Raw genomic sequence first — 21,115 nt, 5'->3', positions numbered from 1 at the left:
TAGCCCGCGACGTGCGGAAGTTCTCGCCGGAGTACCTGCGTCGGACGCGCGAGGGGATGTGGGAGCGGTCCCGGGAGGCGCTCGACCCGCTCTCGCTTTCAGATCGCCGACGGATCCTCGACGCCGGGGCCGGAACGGGCGAACTCGCCCGCGTCCTCGACGAGGAGTCGCCGGGGCAGGTCGTCTGCCTCGACGCCGATACCGACCTCCTCGCGGTCGCCCGCGAGGAGACCGGACTCGACGTCGTCGCCGGCGACGCGACGCGGCCGCCCTTTGCCGACGACAGCTTCGACCTCGTCGTCTGCCAGGCGCTCTTGGTCAACCTCCCGGATCCGGTGTCCGCGCTCTCGGCGTTCGCTTGCCTCTCGACGGACCGCGTGGCCGCCATCGAGCCCGACAACGCCGACGTCGGCGTCGACTCGACGGTCACCGCGGAAGTCGAACTGGAACGGAGCGTCCGCGAGGCGTACATCGCGGGCGTCGAAACCGACGTCGCGATGGGCGACCGGCTGGAATCGCTGTTCCGCAAGGCGGGTCTCGACGACGTGGAGACGCGACGCTACTACCACCGGAAGGTGGTCGAATCCCCGTACTCCGAGACGGCGCTGACGGCGGCCGCCCGGAAGGCCAGCGGCGCGGCGCTCGGCGATCACGAGCGGGAACTGCGGCGGACGCTGTCCGAACGGGAGTACGACGCCCTCCGTCGCGAGTGGCGCGAGATGGGCCGAGCGGTGATCGAGGCGATGCGGGCGGGGACCTACCGCCGCTCCGAGGTGGTGCCCTTCGACGTCGTCGTCGGCCGCGTGGGCGACGGCACGTAGCCGTGCGGTTTCGCTTCCCGCTCGCCTCAGACGACGTCACCGCAAACGGCCGGCCGCGTCAGACCACGTCGCCGCGAACCGTCCGCCCCGACTGCGACGCCCGGTGGTCGCTGATCGCTTCTGCCGCCTCCCGGGCGGTCGCCTCGTCGGCGCCGAGCATCGCCAGCGACTCCGACAGCGTCGGGAAGACGAGGTCGCCCTCGCGGAGCTTCTCGAGCGCCGAGGGCGAGCGCTGTCCGTCGGCGTAGAGGCAGACCCCGCGCGGGTCCAGAATCTGCTCGTAGGCGTCACGTGCGAGCGCGCCCTTCAGCCGTTGTCTCACGTTGTCCTCGAAGGGAGCGTTACACACTTCAAGGTGAACCGGCTCGTCGTCCGACAGGAGGTCGGCCGCGAGACACCGCTCCGGCGCGGCGTGGCCGCTCGCGTTCGCCCGAACGCGCTCGGGGTGGGCCTCGGCCCACTCCGCGGAGACCGTCTGTCCGACGCCCTTCACGCCGTGGGCGGCCTCGAACGCGGCCGCGGCCTCGGCGTCCCCCCGGAGCAGCAGGTCCTTCGTCACGTAGACGTTCAGGCGTTCGATCGGATCGAGGCCGAGCGCGACGTCGCCGTACACCCAGACCTCGCGGACGGGGACCGGGAGCGGACCCGCCTCCACGCGGTCGAGAACGGATTCGATCCGGTCGAGCGCACTCGCGCGTTGCATACGCGACCTCCGAGCGCGACGAACGAATGCGTTTCGACGCCGGTCGCGAGGGCGTCCGGGACGAGTGTGCGCTGAAGTCGCCCCCGTACAGGGTTTTCGGAGGAATTTTGAGTACGGTCTCCCTAGGTGTCGCTGGCACCTCGGGGGTGTCGATCGATCGGTCACCCTCTCGGTGACCATCCGGGGCAACGCAGCCCCGGGGTGCCTCCCCCCCCATCCCCCTCTCCCTCGTCACGCGTTCCGATTCGGGCGGCCGCGGCGGCCGCATCGTCAGGCGAAACCCGTATCCTGCAGCGTCGCCAACGGTGACTCGATGGAGTGCGACAAATGCGGCAGCGACGCCGTGATGCACGCCGGCTACTCCGGTGCACACCTCTGTGAGGACCACTTCCGTGCATCAGTCGAAAAGCGGGTCCGTCGGCGGATCCGATCGGACGGGCTCGTGCCGAAGGACGCCTCGCCCGACGACCCCGAGCGGTGGGTGCTCGGGCTCTCCGGCGGGAAGGACAGCGTCGTGCTCGCACAGATCCTCGATGAGACGTTCGGCCGTGACCCCCGCATCGAGATCATCGCGCTGACGATCCACGAGGGGATCGAGGGGTACCGCGACGAGAGCGTCGACGCCTGCGTGGAACTCGCCGCGGAGTTGGAGCTGCGTCACGAACTCGTCACCTACGAGGAGGAGTTCGACGTCCGAATGGACGACGTCGTCGAGGACGATCCCGAGGGGATGGCCCCCTGTGCGTACTGCGGTGTCTTCCGGCGGGACCTGCTGGAGACCTACGCCGAGGAGTTCGACGCCGACCTGCTCTTGACCGGTCACAACCTCGACGACGAGGCGCAGACGGCGCTGATGAACGTCTTCGAGGGCGACGTCGGGCAGATGGCCAAGCACTTCGACGCCAGCCTCGGGCCGTTCGACGAGCGCACCGACTCCGAGCACTTCGTGCCGCGGGCGAAGCCGCTCCGCGACGTGCCCGAGAAGGAAGTGGCGCTGTACGCCCACCTGCGAGAGCTCCCGGCGCACATCACGGAGTGTCCGCACGCCTCGGAGGCGTTCCGCGGCGAGATCCAAGAGCTACTCTTGAAACTGGAGGAGGGCCACCCCGGGACCCGTCACTCGATTATGTCCGGCTACGAGGAGATGGCGTCGATGGCGGTCGAGCGCTACCGCGGCGACTCGACGGCCGAGATGCGGGAGTGCGAGCGCTGTGGGTCGAAGACGACGCGTGAGGTCTGTCGGAAGTGCCGGCTGCTGTCGTCGCTGCAAGCGGTCTGACTCGTCAGACGCGCGTCGCTCGCGGGACCGAGCGCAGGAAAAATCGGATCCGGACGGAACGCGAAAACTGGAGACAACGCGCGCCGGTGGTCTATCGGCGCGTCCCGGCCGACGCGTTCGGCCGGGCGATATCGACGTCTACCGGATGACGTCGAGTCCGTTCTTCGTTTCGCGCTGGTTCTTTCCGCCGTCGGACTGCCAAGAGCCGCCGGTCGCTTTCGATCCGTTGGATCCGGCGTTGCTCTGGGCCACCTCAACGTTTTCGCTGGCATCGAACTCCGAAGACTCGAGACTCTGTCGGGATCGGTCGGCCTGCTTCTGCGTCGACGGGCCGAGCACCTGTGCGGACTGGACGCCCGTCATAATCGCCATAACGCGAACTTTCCCCTTGTACTCGTCCTGAATGCGTGCGCCCCAGATGACGTTCGCGCGCGCTTCCAGTCGCTCTGTGATGTTGTTCGCGATCCCCTCCGCCTCCTTCAGCGTGAGGTCCGGGCCGCCCGTGATGTGGACGAGGCCGCCGGAGGCCCCGCGGTAGTCCACGTCGAGAAGCGGGTGGTTCATCGCGTCGTTGACGACCTCTTGGGTCTTGTTCTTGTCCTGGGTCTCGCCGACGAGCATCACCGCGACGCCGCCCTGGTCCATAATCGTGGACATGTCCGCGTAGTCCAGATTGATGAGCGAGGGCTGGGTGATGGTCTCGGAGATCCCCTTGACGGTCTCGGCGATGATCTGGTCCATCACCGAGAACGCCTTGCCGATCGGGAGGTTCGGGACGTAATCGAGCAGCCGGTTGTTGTCGAGGACGATGATCGAGTCGGCCTCGTTGCGGAGCTTTTCGAGCCCCTCCTCGGCTTTGACCGTCCGGGCCCGCTCGACGTTGAACGGCGTCGAGACCATCCCGACGACGATCGCGCCCTGCTCTTTGGCGATCTTCGAGACGACCGGCGCGGCGCCGGTGCCAGTCCCGCCGCCCATCCCCGCGGTGACGAAGACGAGGTCGGCCTCGCCGAGGACCTCCTTGATCGTCCCCTGAGCCATCTCGGTGGCCCGCGCGCCCATCGAGGGGTCACCGCCGGCTCCGAGCCCCTGCGTGAGGGACTTGCCGACGAGGATCTTCGTGTCCGCCTCGATCATCTTCAGGTGCTGTTTGTCGGTGTTGATCGCCACCGTCTCCGCGCCGTCGACACCGATGTTGTAGAGGCGGTTGACGGTGTTGTTGCCGGCGCCGCCGGCCCCGACGATGACGATTCGGGGGCTCCCGAACTCGTCGTCCTCCTCGGCCCCGGTGGTGGCGTCGCGCTCTTCCTCGTCGCGCTTCATGGCCTCTCTGACAATGTCCTGCATCGTCTTACACCTTGGCCCAGTGTTTCGCGGCCGAGTCGCGCCGGTCGCGCCCGTCCTGCTGTTCGTTGATCATCTCGCGCACAGCCGAGCGGATCGCCTCAGATCGATTCGGGAACTCCCCCGTTTCGACCATCTGTTCGACCTCCTCGATCTGCTGCTTCGGAATTCGTAGTGTCACACGCTCCATTGGTATATTCCCCCGGTAAGACGGCGCGCACGTACCGTGCGAATGTCTTACACCGCCGGAACCGGGAGACAGCGGGTCTCTCCCCTTGCCCCCACCGACGCTGTAAGACGACCGTCTTACGCGGAAGTTACCAACAGAGGCATACCTTATAAATGTAACGCCGTTTGTAAGACACTCCGGGCAGAACCGGCGTTTACAACCGATTCGGTGACGTTTACGGGCGTTCTAGTACGTCAGCCGCTGACGTCCGACGGCCGCAGCCCGGACAGAACGCCCAGTCGGATCTGAGCTCGTCACCGCACTCACAGAACACACGGTGAGACGCCTTCTCGCCGCAGTTCGGGCAGTACACGTGCTCGTCGTCGACGCGTTCGCCGCACTTCTCACAGGCCTGCGAGCCGGTCGTCGCCGAGCCGGGATCAACGCGTGTCTTACGATCCGACTCGGGCGGGGTCCGCGCCTCCTCGGGATCGTCAGTGTGATCCGCACGCACGCCGTCGACGGTGACGTTGACGTTCAGGTCTCGGGCGCCGCGCGGGCGCGGTCGGTCGGCGGCGCCCTCTCCGAGGAGTTCGTCGAGTCGGTCGGCGACCAGCGCGTCGACGCGTTCGCGTATGACCCCGTCGACGGTGTCCGTCTCCGAGCTTTCGGTCGCGGCGTCCGCACCACGGTCCGCCTCGGACCGCTGACCGCCGCTCGTGTCGCCGTCACGCTCCGCGCCGTCGAGGTAGCCGCGAAGCGCCTCGCGCATCGCCTCGCTCTTGGAGGTCTCGAGCGCCTCCAACCGCGCGACGAGGTCGTCGTCGGCGCGGAACGTGATCTTACTCATCGAGTGCAACATACGCAACCGAGTATATCAATCTTCCCACGCGTCAGACAGACGTCATCTGGCGCGTCCGACACCGGCCACCGTCCACGGAGTACCCGATCGACACTGCGGCCGTCACTCGCGAATCGCAGTATCCGACACAGTCAAGTTCACTTTCACCGACGCAAACGTAGTGGCAGTAACCGATTGGGCAGTGACGTTCGATCTCTTCGGAACGCTCCTCGAGGTGGAGCCGCCGGCGGACCCCGCCGCAGCCGTCGCCAGAGCCCTCCGCGAGCGCGAGGTCGCCGTTCCCGCGGACTGGGGCGACGCCTACGCCGAGTGGCACGTCGACGTGCCCGACGGCGCCGAGGTGCCGCTCCCCGAACACGTGTCGGCCGCGCTCCGGTCCCGTGGCGTCGCCGCCGCGCCGAGCACCGTGCACAGCGCCGTCGCGGCCGCCTTCGACCCCGTGGTCGACCCCCGCGAAAGTGCGTCGGACGCCGTCGCCGCCGCCGCGGCGCGCGGTCCGGTCGGTATCCTCTCGAACTGTTCGATTCCGGGGCTGGCCGCGCGCGCACTGCGCCGCGCCGAGATCGAACCGGGGGCGTTCGACGCCGTGGTGACGAGCGTGGGCTGTGGCTGGCGAAAGCCCCACGCGCGGGCCTTCGAGGCGGTCGCCGAGGAACTGGGCGTCGCGGTCGACGCCCTCGCCCACGTCGGCGACGACCCCGCGACGGACGGTGGAATCGCGACGCTCGGCGGGCGGTTCCTCGACGTGACCGAGACCCCTCTCGAATCGCTCACCGCACAGCTCCGCGACGGGACGCTCGGGGGGGAGGGCGGGTCGCTATGCCCCTGACGGCGGCCGCCGCGGTCGCTCTCGCGGCCGGCCTCGACGCCGTCGCCGGGGAACCGCCGGGGCGGATCCATCCGGTCGCGCTCTTCGGGCGCGTCGTCGGGGGGATCGAACGCCGCTCGGTCGATCGCTCGCGCCCGCGAGCCAGAGGGCTCCTCGTCGCGTTCGTCCTCCCGCTGGGGTTCGCCGGCGTCGCGGCCGCCGCCGTCGCCGCGGGCGCGCGGATCGGTCCAGCGGTCGGCTCGGTCGTCGCCGCCGGTGTCCTCTTCTCGACGACGAGCCTGCGGCTCCTGCTCGGCGAGGCGCGCGCGGTGATCCGCGCGAGCGACGCCGACCTCGACGCGGCGCGGCGCGACCTCCGCACGCTCGCCGGGCGCGACGCCTCGGCGCTGGACGCCGCGCACGTGCGCTCTGCGGCCGTCGAGAGCCTCGCGGAGAACCTCGCCGACGGGCTCGTCGCCCCGCTTTTCGCCTTCGCCGTCGTCGGCGCCGTCGTCGTCGACCCCGCGCTCGCCCTCCCGCTCGCGGCCGGCGCGGCGGCGTGGGTCAAGGCGGTCAACACCCTCGATTCGATGCTCGGGTACCGATCGAAGCCGATCGGGTGGGCGCCCGCCCGGCTCGACGACGCCGTGATGTGGCTGCCGGCACGGCTCACCGCGCTGCTGCTGGCCGTCGTCGGAGGGGCGCCGACGCTCCCGTTCCGGCGCCGCGTCCGATCGCTCGCCCGCCGCCCGTCGTCGCCGAACTCCGGGTGGCCGATGGCGACGATGGCGGCGCTGCTCCGCGCTCGATTACGCAAGCCGGGCGCGTACGACCTCGATCCAACGGGGGCGTCGCGGACGCGGGCGACGGCGGCATCGCTCCCCGACGTCGACGCGGGCTCCAACGCCGTGCGACTGACGCGGCGCGCCGGCGCGCTCGCGGTGGTCCTCGCGGGGGTGGTCGCGTGGCTGTGAGCCGACTACGCCGCGCGCGCGAGCTCCCGAGCGCGCTCCGCGGCGCGCTGGCGTTCCTCACTCGCCTGCCCGTTGGAGGGAGCGAGGCGTCGTGGGAGGCGTTCCGGCGCGCGCCGGAATCGATCCCGCTCGTCGGCTACGCCGTCGGCGCGCTCGCCGCGGTGCCGCTCGTGCTCCCGATCCCCGCCCCGAGCGCGGCCGCGCTGTACCTCGCGGTGCTCGCGCTCCTCACCGGCGTCACGCACGCCGACGGACTGGCGGATCTCGGCGACGCAGCCGCGGTTCACGGCGCCGCCGACGCCGCCCGCCGGCGCGAGGTCCTCAAAGATTCGCAGATCGGCGTCGGGGGCGCGCTTGCGGTGGCGCTCGCGATCGCGACCCTCGGCCTCGGCGCGCTCGCGCTCGCGGGGATGGCCCACCGCGCTGCGTTCGTCCTCGCGGTCGCCGCGGAAGTCGGCGCGAAGGCCGGCATCGCCCTGCTCGTCTGCACGCGCGAGGCGGCGCACGAGGGGCTCGGATCCGCGCTAACCGATCAGTCGACGCCAGCCGATCTCGTTCCCGTCGCCGTCGCGGTCCTCCCGGTCGTCGCGCTCGCCCCCGTCGCCGGCGTGAGGGTCGGAGTCGCGCTCGCGCCCCTCCTCGCGGCCGTCGCCGCCGCGTGGCTGCTCGGGCGCTGGGCGACGGGCGCGCTCGGCGGGATCAACGGTGACGTCCTCGGCGCGGCGAACGAACTGGGGCGCGTCGCGGCCGTTCACGCGGGGGTGATCGCGTGGACGCTCTGGTGATGTGCGGCGGCCGCGGCACGCGGCTTCGCGGCGACGGACGCCGGGCGGGCGACGACAGCGACGACGGTGACCGCGGACCGGCGCCGACCGGGCGCGAAAAGCCGCTCGTCGAGGTCGGCGGCGAAGCGATGCTCGACCGCGTCATCGCTGCGGTGCGGGGGAGCCGGGCTGCGGCGACCGGAGAGATCGACGCGGTCCACGCCGTCGTCTCGCCGCACGCGCCCGCGACGGCCGAGCGGGCGCGCCGGCTCTCGACCTCGGTGGTCGAGACCCCCGGCGACGGCTACGTGTCCGATCTGCAGGCGGCGCTCGAGGAGGTCGGCCGGCCGGCGCTCACCGTGCCGGCCGATCTCCCGCTGCTCGCATCGGTGCACGTCGACGACGCCGTCGAGCGGGCGAAGAGGGAATCCGAAACCGACGCCTCGGCGCCGTCGCTGACCGTCTGCGTCCCCGTCGCGCTGAAGCGTCGCCTCGGTGCGTCCGTCGACACCGCCTTCGAGCACGGGGGGCGACCGGTCGCCCCGACCGGGCTGAACGTCGTCGCCGGCGACGATGACACCGTGGCGTTGACGTACGACGCCCGCCTCGCGGTCAACGTGAACCGACCCGGAGACAGGGAACTCGCGGAGGCGCTGTGCGAGTGATCCTCGTCGCGGGGACGACCCGCACGGCCGAGATCGACGGCATCAGCGCCGCGGGCGCCTCGCGCGAGCTGCTCGTCCACACGCCGAGCGCCGACGCGGAGATTCTGACGTACGGGCGGACCGTCCGCGCGCCCGTGACGCCCGTGAGCCCGACGGGCTGTCCGACGCCCGCGGTCGTGACGCGCGCGGTCCGAGAGCTCCTCGGCTTCGACGTGACCGTCGTCGACGGCGGCCTCTCGAAGCCGACCGGCGCGCCGGCGATCGCCGTGGGCGCGCGCCCCGGTCGCGACATCCGCGAGCGCGACCCCGTCCCGACGGCCCCCGGCGCGTTCGCCGCCGCGAGGAACCTCGGACGCGCGTTGCCGGACGAGCGGATCGTCGTCGGCGAGACGATCCCCGGCGGGACGACCACGGCGATGGCGGTCCTCCGCGCGCTCGGCGAGGACGTCGTCGGCTCGACGTCGTCCTCGCTCCCGGAGAACCCGCTCGACCTGAAAGAGCGCGTCGTCGAGGCGGCGTTGGAGTCCTCAGACATCGAACCCGGCTCGGGCGCACACACGCCCGAGCGCACCGCGCGGTTCGTCGGCGATCCGGTGTTGGCCGTCGCCGCCGGACTGACCGCCGGCGCGCTCGAGTCCGGGACCGAGGTGGTCCTCGGCGGCGGGACACAGCTGCTCGCTGCCGCCGCGCTCGTCCGCCACGCCGGCGTTCCCGAGCGCGCGACGCTCGCGACGACGTCGTATCTCGCCGCCGACGTACCGCGGCTCGGCGAGGCCGCCGACGCGCTCGGTCTCGACCTCGCCGTCTCCGACCCCGGCTTCGACGCCGACGACGCCGGCCCCCTGACGGCCTACGCCGACGGAGTCGGCAAGGAGGGCGCGGCGATGGGCGGCGCGCTCCACCTCGCCGACGACGCCGGTCGGCTCGGGGCGGTCGCCGACGCGACGCTCGCGGTGCTCGAACGGTTGAACGGCGACCGTCACGAGACCGGCGCCGACCGGGAGGGTCCGAATGGACCCTGACAGCGTCGGGGCGGTCGAGCGGGTCCCGCACGGCGGCAGCGGCGACCCGGACCTCGTCGACTTCAGCGCGAACACGAACCCGGTTCGGCCCGAGGGCGTCGCCGGCGTCTACGAGGCGGCTCTCGCGGACTCGACCCGGTACGCCGACGACTTCGCGGACTTCCGCGCGGCGGCCGCCGCGTACGTCGACTGCGACCCCGCGGCCGTCGTGCCGACCGCCGGCGGCCTCGCGGCGCTCCGTCTCGCCTTCGGCGTCACGGTCGCGCCCGGGGACCGCGTGCTCGTCCCCGAACCGAGCTTCGGCGAGTACGCCCGCGAGGTCCGACTGCAGGGCGGCAGTCCGGTCGGCGTCGCCCACGATTCCCTCCTCGGTTCGGACCCGAGCGAGTGCGCCGCCGCCGTCGTCTGCACACCGAACAACCCGACCGGCGACCTCGCCGATCCGGACGCGCTCCGGTCGTTTCTGGCCGAGTGTCGCGACGCCGGAACGGCGCTCGTCGTCGACGAGGCGTTTCTGGACTTCACCGACGCGCCGAGCCTCGCGGGCGAGTCGGGAGCGATCGTCGCCCGCTCGCTGACGAAGATGTTCGGCCTGCCCGGAGTCCGCGCGGGCTTCGCCGTCGCGACCGGCGACCTCGGCGACCGACTCCGCGCGGCCCGGCCGGCGTGGGGGCTCTCGACGCCCGCCGCCGCCGTCGGCACGTACTGCCTCGGCAGAACCGAGTTCGTCGAGCGCACGCGCGAGCGGGTCGCGACCGAGCGCGCCCGGATGCGCGAGGCGCTCGCCGCCGAGTTCGACGTCGCGCCCTCGGACGCGCCGTTCCTACTTCTCGACGTCGGACCGGAGCGGTCCGTCGATTCGATCCGCCGGGACGCCCGCGCGGCGGGCGTCGAGATCCGCGACGCGCGGACCTTCTCGCGGCTCGACTCGCACGTGCGCGTGGCGGTGCGCCGACCGCACGAGAACGACCGGCTGCTCGCCGCCCTGCTGGACCGATGAGCGACGGCGACGAGGGCACGGCGCTGCGCGCCGGCGCGAACTCGTCCCGCGTGTTCGCGGCGACCGTCCGAGAGGAAGTCTGTCGGCTCTCCCGCCCGGGGACGCGGTGGCTCTCGACGGGCCACGACGGCGGGGAGTCCCGGTCGGACGCGGCCTACATCCTCTCAGTGCCGGAGGGGTGGGACGACACCGACGTGACCGCGTACGTGAACCGTCGCCGCCGGGCAGCCGGGTTCCCCGTTCCCGACGCGTCCGCGTCAGATACCGACGCGATCGCGTCGGACCCCGGCGCGGTCGGGTCGCCCCCCGACGCTTCGCCGGCGCTTCTCACCGGCGTCTCGATGCGGCACGCCCGCCGCGCGCGACTCGGGGACGTGGAGGCCGTCGTGACGGCGGGCGTGAGCAATCCGGCGGCGCTGCCGGTCCCGGACGAGCGGGGAACGGATCGACCCCCGACCGCGAGGAGCTCCGACGCGGACGAACGCCCCCGAACCGGGACCGTCAACGTCGTCGTCGGGACGGCCCGCTCGCTCGCGCCGGGCGCGCTCGCGAACCTCGTCGCCGTCGCCGCGGAGGCGAAGGCGGCCACGCTGCTCGCGCGGACCGGGTTCCCGGGGACGACCTCCGACGCCGTCCTCGTCGGTTGCGACCCCGCCGGCGAGGCGGCGGCGTTCTCGGGGAGCGCCACCGCCGTCGGGTCGGCCGCCCGCGCCTGCGTTCGGGACGCGCTGCTCGCGGCGCTCGACTCGCGGTACGGCGGCGGCGATACCGTACCAGCCACGGTCGAAGACGCCGAATACGGCGTCGTGACCGATGAACGCGCGAGGGTGAGTCGGGTGGCGGATGGCGAACCCGACCGGTGAACCCGACGGCGACCGGGACGGAATCATTTAACCGATTGCGCACCCCACACAGTCCCGATGACGACCGACGCGGTCCCCTCAGACCTCCCCGGAGTCGTGCTCGCGGGGACGGCATCGGGCGTGGGCAAGACCGTCGCGACGCTCGCCGTCTGCCGCGCGCTCGAACGGGCGGGGGAGACCCCCGTCGCCGCGAAGGCCGGACCGGACTTCATCGATCCGAGCCACCACGCCGCCGCGGTCGGCCGCCCCTCGCGGACGCTCGACCCGTGGCTGGGCGGCGAACTCGGGCTCCGTCGCGCCTACGCCCGCGGCGCCGGCGACGGCGACGTCTGCGTCGTCGAGGGGATGATGGGCCTCTACGACGGCGACGTCAGCACCGCCGCCGTCGCGGACGCGCTCGATCTGCCCGTCGTCCTCGTCGTCGACGCCACCGCCGGGATGGAGAGCGTCGCCGCCACGGCGCTCGGCTTCCAGCAGTACGCCGAGCGCGCCGGCCACGACGTCGACGTCGTCGGGCTCTTGGCCGCCCGTGCGCACGGCGGCCGCCACGAGCGCGGCATCCGCGACGCCGTCCAGGGACTGCGGTACGTCGGTCGGACGCCGCCGCTCGACGGGCTTGAGATCCCGGACCGTCACCTCGGACTCCACTTCGGCGACGAGTCGCCCGTCGCCGACGACGCGCTCGATTCCGCGGCGCGGCACATCGAGACCGAGACCCTTCTCGACATCGCGCGCCGGCCCGGTCTCGACACCGCGCCGTCACTCCGTGCCGCCGACGAGACGGGCGTCCGCGTCGCGGTCGCGGCCGACGACGCCTTTCGATTCGTCTACCCGAGCACGCGCGATCGGCTGGCCGCCCGCGGGGCCGTCGAACCGTTCTCGCCGGTTGCCGGGGATCCCGTCCCCGACTGCGACGTCGTCTACCTCCCCGGCGGCTACCCCGAGCGGCACGCGGAGGCGCTCGCGGCGTCGGCGACGCTCGGCGAACTGGCCACGCTCGCGGCGGAGGGACTGCCGGTCCTCGGAGAGTGCGGCGGGCTGATGGCCCTCGGCGAGTCGCTGACGACGCGCGACGGGACCGAGCACGGGATGGCCGGCGTCCTCCCGGTGGAGACGCGGATGACCGACAGTCCGGTCGCGCTGGACCACGTCGGCGTCCGCGCGCGCGAGGACTGCCTCATCGCGCCCGCCGGCGAGACGCGCCGGGGACACGAGTTCCACTACTCCTCGGCGACGGCCGCGACCGACGCGCGGTACGCCTTCGAGATGGTCCGCGGCGCGGGGGTCGACGGCGCGAACGACGGCCTCCGCGAGTACCGGACGCTCGGGACCTACGCGCACTTTCACGTGGGGTCCGGCGCGTTCGACTACCTGCTCGAAACCGTCTCGTAACGGGCGCCGCGGGAGGTATCGCCTCGATCCGGCCACCGCCTCGAGGCGCCGCCCACCGACCGCATCTCGCAGGGTTTATCCCGACGCCGGGGGTACACCGCGATACTATGGCCGAGAACAAGGCGCGAACGACCGGCAGCGCCGGTCGCTTCGGTGCGCGATACGGGCGGGTCGCCCGCCGACGCGTGAAGGAGATCGAAGCGGAGATGCGCAACGCGACCGTCGACGAGGATAGTGTCACCCGTCTCGAACCCGGGATCTGGAAGAACGAGGAGACCGGCGAGGTCTTCACCGGCGGGAGCTACCGACCGCAGACCCCCGGCGGCAAGCAGGTCCGCCGCTCCATCCGCGCCGCGCTCTCCGGCGACGGCGAAGAGTGAGCGCCGCTCGCGACGTGACGCGACAGGATACACGAAAGACCCAACACGCCTCACACCGACACACTACTCAATGAGCTACAAGTGTTCCCGATGCAAGCGCGACGTCGAACTGGACGAATACGGCGGCGTCCGCTGTCCGTACTGCGGTCACCGCGTTCTGCTGAAAGAGCGCGCGCCGGACGTCAAGAACGTCCCGGTCGAATAAGGTTCTTCTTCGATGGCGAGCCGAGAGGCCTCCGCAGACGGGGCCGATCACGAGGCCGCAATCGACTTCGAGTACGCCGACGAGCGGCGCGCGCGAGTCGTCGCCGAGAGCGTCCGCGTCGAGGTCGACGAGATCGTCGACGAGCGGTCCCGCGCCGGCGTCGAGCGCGACGGCCGCGTCGTCCGCGTCGACGTCGCGGCCGCGGACCTCGTGGCGTTTCGCGCGGGGTTGAACACGTGGATGCGGCTCGTCGCCGTCGCCGAGGACGTGGCCGCCGACGCGAGCGATCGGACGGATCGGCCCGCCGCCGGAGAGCCGTAGCGACGACCGGGTGGGAATACGGGCCTTTTTCAGTCCGCATCACGTCGCACCGGGTATGCAGGGTAATCTGCCGCCGGAAGCGCAGGAGAAACTCGAAGAACTGCAGGACCTTCAGGAGACCGCACAGAAGGTGGCGGCCCAGAAGGAACAGGCCGAAACGACGCTCAACGAGTCGAAGACGGCGCTCGACGCCCTCGGCGACATCGACGAGGAGACGACGATGTACCGCGAGATCGGCGAGCTGCTCGTCGAGACGGACTACGACGACGCCCACGAGGAGCTCTCGGAGAAGGTCGACAGCCTCGAGATCCGCACCGAACAGCTCAAAAAGCAGGAAGAGCGCGTCGAAGAGCAGTTCGAGAGCCTCCAGCAGGAGCTCCAGCAGATGCTGCAGGGCGGTGCCGGCGGTCCCGGCGGCGCCGGCGGACCGATGGGCCCGGGCGGCGCCGGCGGCGCATAAGCCGATGCCGACCGACGAAGAGGTCGTCCAGACGGCCGCCGAGGCCGCAGAGGGCGTGATTCTCGCCCACTACAAGCAGTCGGAGCTGACCGACTTCGACGTGACCGTCACGTTCGAGGACGGCGTCCTCGACGTGGACGTGTACGTCAACGCGCCGGACGGCGACGAGGAGACCGGCGACACCGCAGAAACGGTCGCCGACGAGGCCGCGCGCGCGGCCGGCGACGCCGTCGACGAACTGTTCGAGTCGGACTCGGCGTAAGGGCCGGGACGGCGCGCTCCGCTCTATCTCACGCTCACTCGATCAGCGGCCGCTCAGACCGAGGAAGCGACGTGCAGGACGCTCACGCGAACAGAATACCGAGCTCACGCGAACAGGAAGATCAGGACGCTCACCGCCACCGCGGCGAGGATGACCGAGACCGCGAACGCCCCGCCCATCGCGACGACCGCGTTCGCGTGGCTGGCGAGCGTCTCCGTGCGGTCGTTACCGAAGACCGTCACCTCGGTGCGCTCGACCGCGACGCCCGCCTCGACGGGCTCGAGGTCCGCGCGGGCCTCCGCGAGGAGGTCGCAGACGAGCGTCCGGAGGTCGCCCCAGTCGATCGCCGCGCCGACCTGATTGTCCGCTTCGACGGTGTTGACGATGTGGGTGTCGGTGGTCATCACCTCGGCCGAGTCGACGGTGCCGTCGTCGGCTGCGCCGGCTTCCCGGGACTCCGACGGAGCCCCGCTACCGACGAGCGCGTCGACGAGCTCGTCGCGGAGCCCCGGTTCCATATTGTTCCCGTCGACGAGGACGTAGGCGGTCTCCTGTCCGTCGACGGCGGTGACGGCGACGCGAACGCCCAGCGGTCCGATTCCGTCGGTTGGCGTCCACGGCGTCTCGTCCCAGGCGACGCCGAGTTCGAGGTCGCCCTGATCGGCCGCAGAAAGTCGCTCGCCCGTGATTCCCGCCGCGCTGATCATATCGAACGCGCGCTTGGAGCCGGGCGTGACGTGCCCCAGATCCGGGCCGGAGAGCCCGTCGTTGGAGTTGTGCGCGTCGACGAGGACGACGTCGTCGAGGCCGCTCGTGCGGGCCTCTGTGGCCGCCGAGAGCCCGACGCCGAACTCGACGTCGTCGGCGTAGCCGGGCGCGTACGTCGAGATCAGGAGCGCGTCGTCGCCGAACGCCTGCCCGAGCATCGACGCCTCGCCCGATCGGGCCCGGACGCTCCGCGTCGCGTCGCGGCCGTACTCGACCTTCGAGGCCGCCGTCCGGGCGGCGTCGAGGATCGTGTCGACCTCGCGCTCGGTGACGAGGTTGAAGTCGTGGCCGGCGGTGGCGTGCGGCGGGAACACGAGCCCCGAGCAGTCGGCGGCGACGCGCTCGGGGAAGTTGCCGCCGCCGATCTCGCCCATCGGGCCCGGGTGGATCATCGGCAGGACGAACCGAGCTTTCTCGGCCCCCGGGCCGGTCCGGAACGAGAGCACCGACACGGGGACGATCGCCTCCTCGCCGAGCTGTTGGAAGAACTCCTCGAGTTCGCGGGAGCCCTCGGCGACGTGGCCGACGAACCCGCGGAGGAAATCTAGGAGGGAGACGCCGAGGCTCCGCTGCCACGGTCGGTCGACGGCGACGACGAAGGCGTAGACCGCCAGCGCGTAGAGCCCGCAGGTGAGCGCGAGAAGGAGGAAGTGCTCGGCGGTGATCGCGGACAGCTCCGCCGGCGCGCTCTCCGTGCGCGAGAGGTACTCCGTGAGGTACGCGTCGAGGAGGGGGCCGCCGACCGAGAGAAAGCGAAGCGTGCCGCCGTAGACGAAGAGCAGGACCGCCGCCGCCGCGGTCTGGAGGCCGGCGGGGATCGACGCGACGAGCACCGACGATCCCGAGACCGCCATCACGACGAGGAGCCGGAAGGCGAAGATCGAGGCGAGGCCGATGACGAGCGCGTCGAAGACGAACCGCTGGCCGAGCCCGGTGAACACGGAGACGATCGCGGCGAGCGTGACGATCGTCACGAGGATGGTCTCGGAGACGAGCGCGAGCAGCGACGATCGGTTGCGCGTGAGCCTGCCGCCGACGCGCCGGTCCAGCCACGTGGTCCCGGCGGCGGCGACGACCGTCGGGACGCCGATGAAGAAGATCCCCTCCCACGCGTCGCGGCCGAGGAAGAACAGCCCCCGCCACGTCCGCGCGTACGCGCCGGAGTCGAAAGCGGCGATGCCGGCGAGAGCCGCGAGGAGGAGCGCGAACGAGAGGCTGGCGTACCAGCTCGGCGCGCGGAAGATGTACCGGGAGAGCCCTGCGAGGTCGCTTTGTGTCGCGGTCATCGGTGGTGGAGGGAGCGTCGCAGTCGCGTGGGGGTCAATTCGTGTGAACCCCGGTCAGATGCTTCAAACGTCCGATCGGAGCTCGGTGTGGCGCCGGACGCCCGGACGCTCGGAGCGTCCGACTGCGGCGACAGACTCATGCCGACTGTTCTCGGCTCGTCCCGGCGATCGCCCACCCGGGTGGTGGCGATCACCGGCACATCGCGAGAACGATCAGCATCACTCGCAGATCGCCACGAAGTTCTCGAACACTTCCTCGCCGCGTTCGGTGTGAGCGACCTCCGGGTGCCACTGCACGCCGTAGAGCCCCCGGTCGGGATCGCTCATCGCCTCGACGTCACAGACGTCGGAGGTCGCCGTCCGCGTGAAGCCGTCCGGCACGTCTTTCACTTCGTCGGCGTGGCTCGCCCAGACGCGCGTCTCGGGCGCGAGCGAGCCGACGAGCGGATCGTCAGAGTCGAGGATCTCGACGTCGACGTCGGCGTAGCCGCCGTAGTCGCCGGAGCCGACCGTCCCGCCGAGCTCGGCGGCGAGGATCTGCATCCCGAGGCAGATGCCGAAGACCGGCATGTCGAGGTCGAGGTAGTCGGGGCAGTTGCCGATGCGGTCCATATCCGGTCCACCCGAGAGCACGATCCCGTCGGCGTCGATGTCCGACGCGGGCGTCTCGTTGTCGAGGATCTCGACGTCGACGCCGAGGTCGCGGAGCGCCCGCCGCTCGAGGTGGGTGAACTGGCCGTGGTTGTCGATGACGACGATGCGAGCCATCAGTTGCAGACTCTTACAGCGAAGAGAGGCAAAAAGCGCCCGGTCTGTGGGCGATCGGTCTGCGTGGTATCGGGACGGCCGGTGCTCGGGGGCCGGTCCGCGTCATCCAGTGCTCGATTCGCATCACTCGGAGTTCGACTCGCGGCGCTCCCGGGCCGTTGAAAAACCGAGTTCCACCTGTTCTTTCGACCGGCGCTCCTCGCGGGCGGCGAACGCCTCGGGGTCGGGTTCGGCGTCGTCGTCGATGCGGGCGAACGAGCGGTGGATCTTCGCGTGACACCAGCGGCAGAGCGCGACGGTGATCTCGTGGCTCGGCTCGTCGGTCCCGTCGTCGGCGTCGGTGTCGCTCCCAGCGCCGGTAGACGGGGAACCGCCCCCGGCGCTCCCGTACGAGAGGTGGTGTTCTTCGAGGAGCGAGCGCGAGTCCTCGTGTGCGATCCGGACGGCTTCGAGCCCGCAGCGGACGCACTCGCGGCCGTCGGTGGTCGAGCGGTAGTGCGGACAGTCGCGGAATTCGTGGGCCTCGTCGGCCGCGACGCACTCGTACTCATCCGCGCGCCGGGCGGCCGCGAACGCGGGGTCGCGGCCGGCGCCCTCCAGCGCGAACCGACAGCGGCCGTCGTCGGTGAGGTGATCGCAGACGCCGGCGTGCTCGTAGGGGTCGTCGACGCCGACCGGCGTTCCATCGGGTGTCTCGCGCACACGCGAGGCGACGGCCCGCAGCGAATTGAATCCGCCGGTGCCACGTCGAGGTGACCGCGTCAGCGAGTCGCAGCGCGACAGACATACCGCGGGCAGCCGGTCGATTTATCCGCCCGCACGGAGAGGGCCCACCTGTGCGAGTCGACCACCACCGAGACGGCCAGCGAGAGACGCTCGCAGACGACGTCGAGGTCGTAGAGACGTTCCTCTCGAAGGCTCGGGGACTGATGTTTCGGCGGTCGATCCCGGAGGGCTACGCGATGGTGTTTCGCTTCGACGAGCCCGGCGAGCGCGACCTCCACATGGTCTTCGTCCCCTTCGATCTCGACGCGCTCTGGCTCGTCGACGGCGAGGTCGTCGCGAAGAAGCGACTCCGCGCGTGGCGCGGGATCGGTGCCGCCACCGCCGACACGGTCGTTGAACTCCCCGCCGGGGCGGCCGCGGACGTCGAGATCGGCGATTCCGTCCGGATCGTCGAGTGAGGGCCGCGCGCGCCCGAGACCGGCAGACGCGTCGAACCGGCACGGCTCGTCGAGAAGCGTCAATTTATATAGCTGCGCGACCACAGTCCGTGTGAGCACATGACTCGTGGTCGATTTATTCGGGGGTAACCCCAACTTACCCCTTGCATCCACCGTGGATTCTGACGACTCCGTACAGCTTCTAGATACGACGCTGCGCGACGGCGAGCAGGCCCCAGGTGTCTCGCTCACGCCCGACGAGAAGGCGGACATCGCCCGCTCGCTGGATCGAGCGAACGTCGAGTTCATCGAGGCGGGAAGCGCCTGCACCGGCGAGGGCGAGCGCGAGACCATCCGACAGGTGACCGCGCTCGACCTCGACGCGACAGTGACGAGTTTCGCCCGCGGCGTCCAGAACGACATCGACCTCGCGCTCGCCTGCGACGTCGACGGCGTCACGATCGTCGTGCCCGCCAGCGACAAGCACATCGAGCGGAAGGTCGGGACCACCCACGACGAGGTGGTCGAAAAGACCGCCGAGCTCGTCGCTTACGCGAAGGACCACGGCCTCTGGGTCGAGGTCATCGGAGAGGACGGCTCCCGCGCCGATCTCGACTTCCTCGAGCGGCTGATGCGCGAGGCGCTCGACGCGGGCGCGGACCGCTCGTGCTTCGCCGACACGGTCGGGCACGCGACGCCGGAGACGGCCTACGAGTACGTCTCGCGGCTCGCCGAGCTCGGACCGGTGTCGACGCACACGCACGACGACCTCGGGCTGGGAATGACGAACGTCTGGGCCAGCCTCGCGGCGGGCGCGGACCTCGTCCACGGCACGATCAACGGCATCGGCGAGCGCGCCGGCAACGTCGCACTCGAGGAGGTCGCCATCGCCTTAGCGCACGGCTACGGGGTCGAGACGCTGGACCTCGAGCAGGTGTACGACCTCGCACAGCAGGTCTCCCACGCGACGGGCGTTCCGCTGCCGCCGAACAAGGCGGTCGTCGGCGAGAACGCGTTCACGCACGAGAGCGGCATTCACACCGACGGCACGCTAAAGGACGACACGATGTACGAGCCGTACCCGCCGGAGCTCGTCGGTCGGGAACGGCGGCTCGTCCTCGGTAAGCACGCCGGCCGCGCCGGCGTCCGCGCCGCCTTGGAGGAACACGACGTCGAGGTGACCGAAGACGAACTCGCCGACGTCGTCGAGCGCGTGAAGCGCCTCGGCGACCGCGACAAGCGCGTCACCGACGCCGACCTCCTGGCGATCGCCGAAGACGTCCAAGGGCGCGAGCGCGATCGGTACGTCGAGCTTGTCGGCCTCACCGCCGCGTCCGGCGGCGGCACGCCGACCGCGTCGGTTCGACTCCGCGTCGGCGGCGAAGAGCGCGTCGCCTCCGGCACCGGCAGCGGCCCCGTCGACGCCGCGGTCGAGGCCGTCCGCGCCGCGCTCGGCTCCGAGGCCAACGCGCAACTGGACTCCTACCACGTCGACGCCATCACCGGCGGCACCGACGCCGTCGTCACCGTCGAGGTGGAGATGTCGAAGGGCGACCGCTCGGTCACGGTCGCGACCTCGGATTCGGACATCACGCGCTGCAGCGTCGACGCGATGGTCGAGGCGCTCGATCGGCTCCTCGCCGCCGACGCCGCCTCGAGGAACGACGGCGAACTCGGGCCCGAAGACGCCACGCTGGCGGACGACTGAGTCGGACAGTCGTCGGGTCTTCCGGACCGCACCGACGAGTGGCCACGCGCGTCGCTGAGCGGCACGGGTCACGGAAATCGTTCGCCCCGCCGCTGCCGAGTGAAGCGGCCTCAGCGGTCCTCGACGAGGTACGTCCACCCGCCGCGGCGCTCGAACCGGACATCGCCCGTGGTCGACCGGTGCGCCGCGTATTCGGCGACCCGAGCGGTTTCGACGTCCGTGACGTCGATCCGCCGCGTTTCGCTGCCGCGGTCCGCCGCCGGCTTTTCGAGTGCTGTCGCGTGCATACTCCGACGTCGACCCGAAGGGGTATGTAAGTCAGCCTAGCGGAGTGAAAGTGAAACCGAGACACGGCGTCGACCCGCAGTGTCGAGGCGGTCCCGCTCGCTCGTTCCGTTCGCTGCGCGGGTGCGACTCGCCGGGTGCAACTCTCAGAAGTCGCACAGCCTCGATCAACGCGTACCACGGCGCGAAGAGCGCGCCGCTGGAGGGTTGATCAGAGAGAAGCGCCGAGGGTGAGATTTGAACCGAGCCGAGACGGTCCAGCTTGCTCACTCCGTTCGCTGCGCGGGCTGCAACTCGTCGGGTTCAAATCTCGGCAGTCGGCCACTCCGATCAACGCGTACCACGGCGCGACAGGCGCGCCGCTGCGGGGTTGATCGGAGAGAAGCGCCGAGGGTGAGATTTGAACTCACGTGTCCGAATGGACAGCAGATTTCGAATCTGCCGCCTTGGCCGGGCTAGGCTACCTCGGCTCACCCGTACTTCGGCATCGGGGCGTTTAATCGGTTTCGATTTTCGGAGCGACTGCGGCACGGCTCCGTTCCCGTCGTCGATTCGAATTCGACTCTGGAACGAGCCAGCCCTCGAGCGGATTCGCGCTGATACCGATTGTTCTCACGTGGTACCGGTGAGCGTCCGCCCCGTTGGCGCCGCTCACCGGTGAGAGACGAGAACAATCAGTATGAGTCGGCCGACGATCCGCATCGCTTATAAAAGACGATCGAGGAGCGCGGTTCCCGCGGCGACGGGTGAGATACAGTACCACACAATTACCATCATACAGGACTGATTCGCCGATATATGCCGTGTCAGCCGATCTGGACGGGAGAGGGAGTGAGAGCCGAT

General features: G+C 70.8%; 25 protein-coding genes and 1 tRNA gene. 17 read left to right on the top strand and 9 right to left on the bottom strand.

What is annotated here, in order from left to right:
* Positions 1 to 11 precede the first annotated feature (11 nt).
* Positions 12 to 821, top strand: a complete 810-nt coding sequence (locus tag ACT3HL_RS02190; RefSeq protein ID WP_445085159.1) for a methyltransferase domain-containing protein — start codon at positions 12 to 14, stop codon at positions 819 to 821.
* 58 nt (positions 822 to 879) lie between these two features.
* On the opposite strand, the gene ACT3HL_RS02185 is transcribed toward ACT3HL_RS02190, so the two are convergent.
* Positions 880 to 1,524: a DUF7095 family protein gene (locus ACT3HL_RS02185; RefSeq protein WP_445085158.1), complete on the bottom strand. Its 645-nt coding sequence runs from the start codon at positions 1,522 to 1,524 to the stop codon at positions 880 to 882.
* Positions 1,525 to 1,837: 313 nt separating this feature from the next.
* Between ACT3HL_RS02185 and ncsA the strand changes: the two genes are divergently transcribed.
* Positions 1,838 to 2,803, top strand: a complete 966-nt coding sequence (gene ncsA / locus ACT3HL_RS02180) for a tRNA 2-thiolation protein NcsA (RefSeq protein WP_445085157.1) — start codon at positions 1,838 to 1,840, stop codon at positions 2,801 to 2,803.
* A gap of 138 nt (positions 2,804 to 2,941) precedes the next feature.
* Here ncsA and ftsZ read toward each other — a convergent pair whose 3' ends face one another.
* The 3 genes from ftsZ to ACT3HL_RS02165 all read right to left on the bottom strand — a co-directional run bounded on the left by ftsZ (position 2,942) and on the right by ACT3HL_RS02165 (position 5,166).
* On the bottom strand, positions 2,942 to 4,150 hold the full coding sequence (gene ftsZ, locus ACT3HL_RS02175; protein WP_445085156.1) for a cell division protein FtsZ: 1,209 nt from the start codon (positions 4,148 to 4,150) through the stop codon (positions 2,942 to 2,944).
* A 4-nt stretch (positions 4,151 to 4,154) separates the two neighbouring features.
* On the bottom strand, positions 4,155 to 4,337 hold the full coding sequence (locus ACT3HL_RS02170) for a ribbon-helix-helix protein, CopG family (protein WP_445085155.1): 183 nt from the start codon (positions 4,335 to 4,337) through the stop codon (positions 4,155 to 4,157).
* Between the two features lie 214 nt (positions 4,338 to 4,551).
* Positions 4,552 to 5,166 (bottom strand): double zinc ribbon domain-containing protein, encoded by a 615-nt coding sequence (locus ACT3HL_RS02165; RefSeq protein WP_445085154.1) that lies wholly within the window; start codon positions 5,164 to 5,166, stop codon positions 4,552 to 4,554.
* Between the two features lie 172 nt (positions 5,167 to 5,338).
* On the opposite strand from ACT3HL_RS02165, the gene ACT3HL_RS02160 reads away from it, so the two are divergent.
* The 13 genes from ACT3HL_RS02160 to ACT3HL_RS02100 all read left to right on the top strand — a co-directional run bounded on the left by ACT3HL_RS02160 (position 5,339) and on the right by ACT3HL_RS02100 (position 14,294).
* On the top strand, positions 5,339 to 6,007 hold the full coding sequence (locus tag ACT3HL_RS02160; RefSeq protein WP_445085153.1) for an HAD family hydrolase: 669 nt from the start codon (positions 5,339 to 5,341) through the stop codon (positions 6,005 to 6,007).
* Positions 5,998 to 6,960, top strand: a complete 963-nt coding sequence (gene cbiB / locus ACT3HL_RS02155; protein ID WP_445085152.1) for an adenosylcobinamide-phosphate synthase CbiB — start codon at positions 5,998 to 6,000, stop codon at positions 6,958 to 6,960. The genes ACT3HL_RS02160 and cbiB overlap by 10 nt, the downstream gene beginning before the upstream one ends.
* A complete protein-coding gene (cobS, locus tag ACT3HL_RS02150; protein WP_445085151.1) occupies positions 6,957 to 7,745 on the top strand; it encodes an adenosylcobinamide-GDP ribazoletransferase in 789 nt (262 codons plus the stop codon). Before cbiB ends, cobS begins: the two co-directional genes overlap by 4 nt.
* Entirely contained in the window at positions 7,745 to 8,389 is a 645-nt protein-coding gene (locus tag ACT3HL_RS02145) for an NTP transferase domain-containing protein (protein WP_445085281.1), read from the top strand. The genes cobS and ACT3HL_RS02145 overlap by 1 nt, the downstream gene beginning before the upstream one ends.
* A complete protein-coding gene (locus tag ACT3HL_RS02140; RefSeq protein WP_445085150.1) occupies positions 8,380 to 9,411 on the top strand; it encodes a nicotinate-nucleotide--dimethylbenzimidazole phosphoribosyltransferase in 1,032 nt (343 codons plus the stop codon). The genes ACT3HL_RS02145 and ACT3HL_RS02140 overlap by 10 nt, the downstream gene beginning before the upstream one ends.
* Positions 9,401 to 10,411 carry an aminotransferase class I/II-fold pyridoxal phosphate-dependent enzyme gene (locus ACT3HL_RS02135; RefSeq protein ID WP_445085149.1) on the top strand — a complete coding sequence of 337 codons (1,011 nt, stop codon included), beginning with the start codon at positions 9,401 to 9,403 and terminating at the stop codon, positions 10,409 to 10,411. Before ACT3HL_RS02140 ends, ACT3HL_RS02135 begins: the two co-directional genes overlap by 11 nt.
* A gap of 50 nt (positions 10,412 to 10,461) precedes the next feature.
* Positions 10,462 to 11,274 carry an adenosylcobinamide amidohydrolase gene (locus ACT3HL_RS02130; RefSeq protein WP_445085280.1) on the top strand — a complete coding sequence of 271 codons (813 nt, stop codon included), beginning with the start codon at positions 10,462 to 10,464 and terminating at the stop codon, positions 11,272 to 11,274.
* Positions 11,275 to 11,331: 57 nt separating this feature from the next.
* On the top strand, positions 11,332 to 12,666 hold the full coding sequence (locus ACT3HL_RS02125; protein ID WP_445085148.1) for a cobyrinate a,c-diamide synthase: 1,335 nt from the start codon (positions 11,332 to 11,334) through the stop codon (positions 12,664 to 12,666).
* A 107-nt stretch (positions 12,667 to 12,773) separates the two neighbouring features.
* Positions 12,774 to 13,046: a 50S ribosomal protein L37ae gene (locus ACT3HL_RS02120; protein WP_445085147.1), complete on the top strand. Its 273-nt coding sequence runs from the start codon at positions 12,774 to 12,776 to the stop codon at positions 13,044 to 13,046.
* A gap of 70 nt (positions 13,047 to 13,116) precedes the next feature.
* On the top strand, positions 13,117 to 13,251 hold the full coding sequence (locus tag ACT3HL_RS02115; protein ID WP_445085146.1) for a DNA-directed RNA polymerase subunit P: 135 nt from the start codon (positions 13,117 to 13,119) through the stop codon (positions 13,249 to 13,251).
* A 12-nt stretch (positions 13,252 to 13,263) separates the two neighbouring features.
* On the top strand, positions 13,264 to 13,572 hold the full coding sequence (locus tag ACT3HL_RS02110; RefSeq protein WP_445085145.1) for a KEOPS complex subunit Pcc1: 309 nt from the start codon (positions 13,264 to 13,266) through the stop codon (positions 13,570 to 13,572).
* A 55-nt stretch (positions 13,573 to 13,627) separates the two neighbouring features.
* The gene (locus ACT3HL_RS02105) at positions 13,628 to 14,032 is read left to right on the top strand and encodes a prefoldin subunit beta (protein WP_445085144.1); all 405 of its coding nucleotides are present in this window, start codon (positions 13,628 to 13,630) and stop codon (positions 14,030 to 14,032) included.
* Between the two features lie 4 nt (positions 14,033 to 14,036).
* A complete protein-coding gene (locus ACT3HL_RS02100) occupies positions 14,037 to 14,294 on the top strand; it encodes a DUF3194 domain-containing protein (protein WP_445085143.1) in 258 nt (85 codons plus the stop codon).
* Between the two features lie 104 nt (positions 14,295 to 14,398).
* Here the strand turns inward: ACT3HL_RS02100 and ACT3HL_RS02095 are convergent, their stop codons facing one another.
* The 3 genes from ACT3HL_RS02095 to ACT3HL_RS02085 all read right to left on the bottom strand — a co-directional run bounded on the left by ACT3HL_RS02095 (position 14,399) and on the right by ACT3HL_RS02085 (position 17,818).
* Positions 14,399 to 16,348: a DUF2070 family protein gene (locus ACT3HL_RS02095; protein WP_445085142.1), complete on the bottom strand. Its 1,950-nt coding sequence runs from the start codon at positions 16,346 to 16,348 to the stop codon at positions 14,399 to 14,401.
* A gap of 219 nt (positions 16,349 to 16,567) precedes the next feature.
* Positions 16,568 to 17,116: a GMP synthase subunit A gene (locus tag ACT3HL_RS02090; RefSeq protein WP_445085141.1), complete on the bottom strand. Its 549-nt coding sequence runs from the start codon at positions 17,114 to 17,116 to the stop codon at positions 16,568 to 16,570.
* Between the two features lie 123 nt (positions 17,117 to 17,239).
* Positions 17,240 to 17,818: a DUF7097 family protein gene (locus ACT3HL_RS02085; protein ID WP_445085140.1), complete on the bottom strand. Its 579-nt coding sequence runs from the start codon at positions 17,816 to 17,818 to the stop codon at positions 17,240 to 17,242.
* Between the two features lie 134 nt (positions 17,819 to 17,952).
* Here ACT3HL_RS02085 and ACT3HL_RS02080 point away from each other — a divergent pair, with 134 nt between their 5' ends.
* Entirely contained in the window at positions 17,953 to 18,300 is a 348-nt protein-coding gene (locus ACT3HL_RS02080) for a DUF192 domain-containing protein (RefSeq protein ID WP_445085139.1), read from the top strand.
* 106 nt (positions 18,301 to 18,406) lie between these two features.
* Positions 18,407 to 19,987 carry a 2-isopropylmalate synthase gene (locus ACT3HL_RS02075; RefSeq protein ID WP_445085138.1) on the top strand — a complete coding sequence of 527 codons (1,581 nt, stop codon included), beginning with the start codon at positions 18,407 to 18,409 and terminating at the stop codon, positions 19,985 to 19,987.
* A gap of 110 nt (positions 19,988 to 20,097) precedes the next feature.
* Here ACT3HL_RS02075 and ACT3HL_RS02070 read toward each other — a convergent pair whose 3' ends face one another.
* Entirely contained in the window at positions 20,098 to 20,274 is a 177-nt protein-coding gene (locus ACT3HL_RS02070; protein WP_445085137.1) for a hypothetical protein, read from the bottom strand.
* A gap of 383 nt (positions 20,275 to 20,657) precedes the next feature.
* Positions 20,658 to 20,742: transfer RNA gene (locus ACT3HL_RS02065), tRNA-Ser, on the bottom strand.
* Positions 20,743 to 21,115: the final 373 nt, after the last annotated feature.

It is taken from the genome of Halobellus sp. GM3, from assembly GCF_052545375.1.
The sequence above is the reverse complement of the archived record's forward strand: the minus strand, read 5'-3'. Positions and strand labels throughout refer to the sequence as shown.

Bases quoted from the DNA above. Each gene is read 5' to 3' on its own strand.
- ncsA (WP_445085157.1), top strand. From the start codon at position 1,838: ATGGAGTGCGACAAATGCGGCAGCGACGCCGTGATGCACGCCGGCTAC.
- ACT3HL_RS02145 (WP_445085281.1), top strand. From the start codon at position 7,745: ATGTGCGGCGGCCGCGGCACGCGGCTTCGCGGCGACGGACGCCGGGCG.
- ACT3HL_RS02170 (WP_445085155.1), bottom strand. From the start codon at position 4,337: ATGGAGCGTGTGACACTACGAATTCCGAAGCAGCAGATCGAGGAGGTC.
- ACT3HL_RS02185 (WP_445085158.1), bottom strand. From the start codon at position 1,524: ATGCAACGCGCGAGTGCGCTCGACCGGATCGAATCCGTTCTCGACCGC.
- ACT3HL_RS02090 (WP_445085141.1), bottom strand. From the start codon at position 17,116: ATGGCTCGCATCGTCGTCATCGACAACCACGGCCAGTTCACCCACCTC.
- ACT3HL_RS02135 (WP_445085149.1), top strand. From the start codon at position 9,401: ATGGACCCTGACAGCGTCGGGGCGGTCGAGCGGGTCCCGCACGGCGGC.
- ftsZ (WP_445085156.1), bottom strand. From the start codon at position 4,150: ATGCAGGACATTGTCAGAGAGGCCATGAAGCGCGACGAGGAAGAGCGC.
- ACT3HL_RS02100 (WP_445085143.1), top strand. From the start codon at position 14,037: ATGCCGACCGACGAAGAGGTCGTCCAGACGGCCGCCGAGGCCGCAGAG.
- ACT3HL_RS02120 (WP_445085147.1), top strand. From the start codon at position 12,774: ATGGCCGAGAACAAGGCGCGAACGACCGGCAGCGCCGGTCGCTTCGGT.
- ACT3HL_RS02070 (WP_445085137.1), bottom strand. From the start codon at position 20,274: ATGCACGCGACAGCACTCGAAAAGCCGGCGGCGGACCGCGGCAGCGAA.
- ACT3HL_RS02105 (WP_445085144.1), top strand. From the start codon at position 13,628: ATGCAGGGTAATCTGCCGCCGGAAGCGCAGGAGAAACTCGAAGAACTG.
- ACT3HL_RS02110 (WP_445085145.1), top strand. From the start codon at position 13,264: ATGGCGAGCCGAGAGGCCTCCGCAGACGGGGCCGATCACGAGGCCGCA.
- ACT3HL_RS02115 (WP_445085146.1), top strand. From the start codon at position 13,117: ATGAGCTACAAGTGTTCCCGATGCAAGCGCGACGTCGAACTGGACGAA.
- cbiB (WP_445085152.1), top strand. From the start codon at position 5,998: ATGCCCCTGACGGCGGCCGCCGCGGTCGCTCTCGCGGCCGGCCTCGAC.
- ACT3HL_RS02095 (WP_445085142.1), bottom strand. From the start codon at position 16,348: ATGACCGCGACACAAAGCGACCTCGCAGGGCTCTCCCGGTACATCTTC.
- ACT3HL_RS02125 (WP_445085148.1), top strand. From the start codon at position 11,332: ATGACGACCGACGCGGTCCCCTCAGACCTCCCCGGAGTCGTGCTCGCG.
- ACT3HL_RS02165 (WP_445085154.1), bottom strand. From the start codon at position 5,166: ATGAGTAAGATCACGTTCCGCGCCGACGACGACCTCGTCGCGCGGTTG.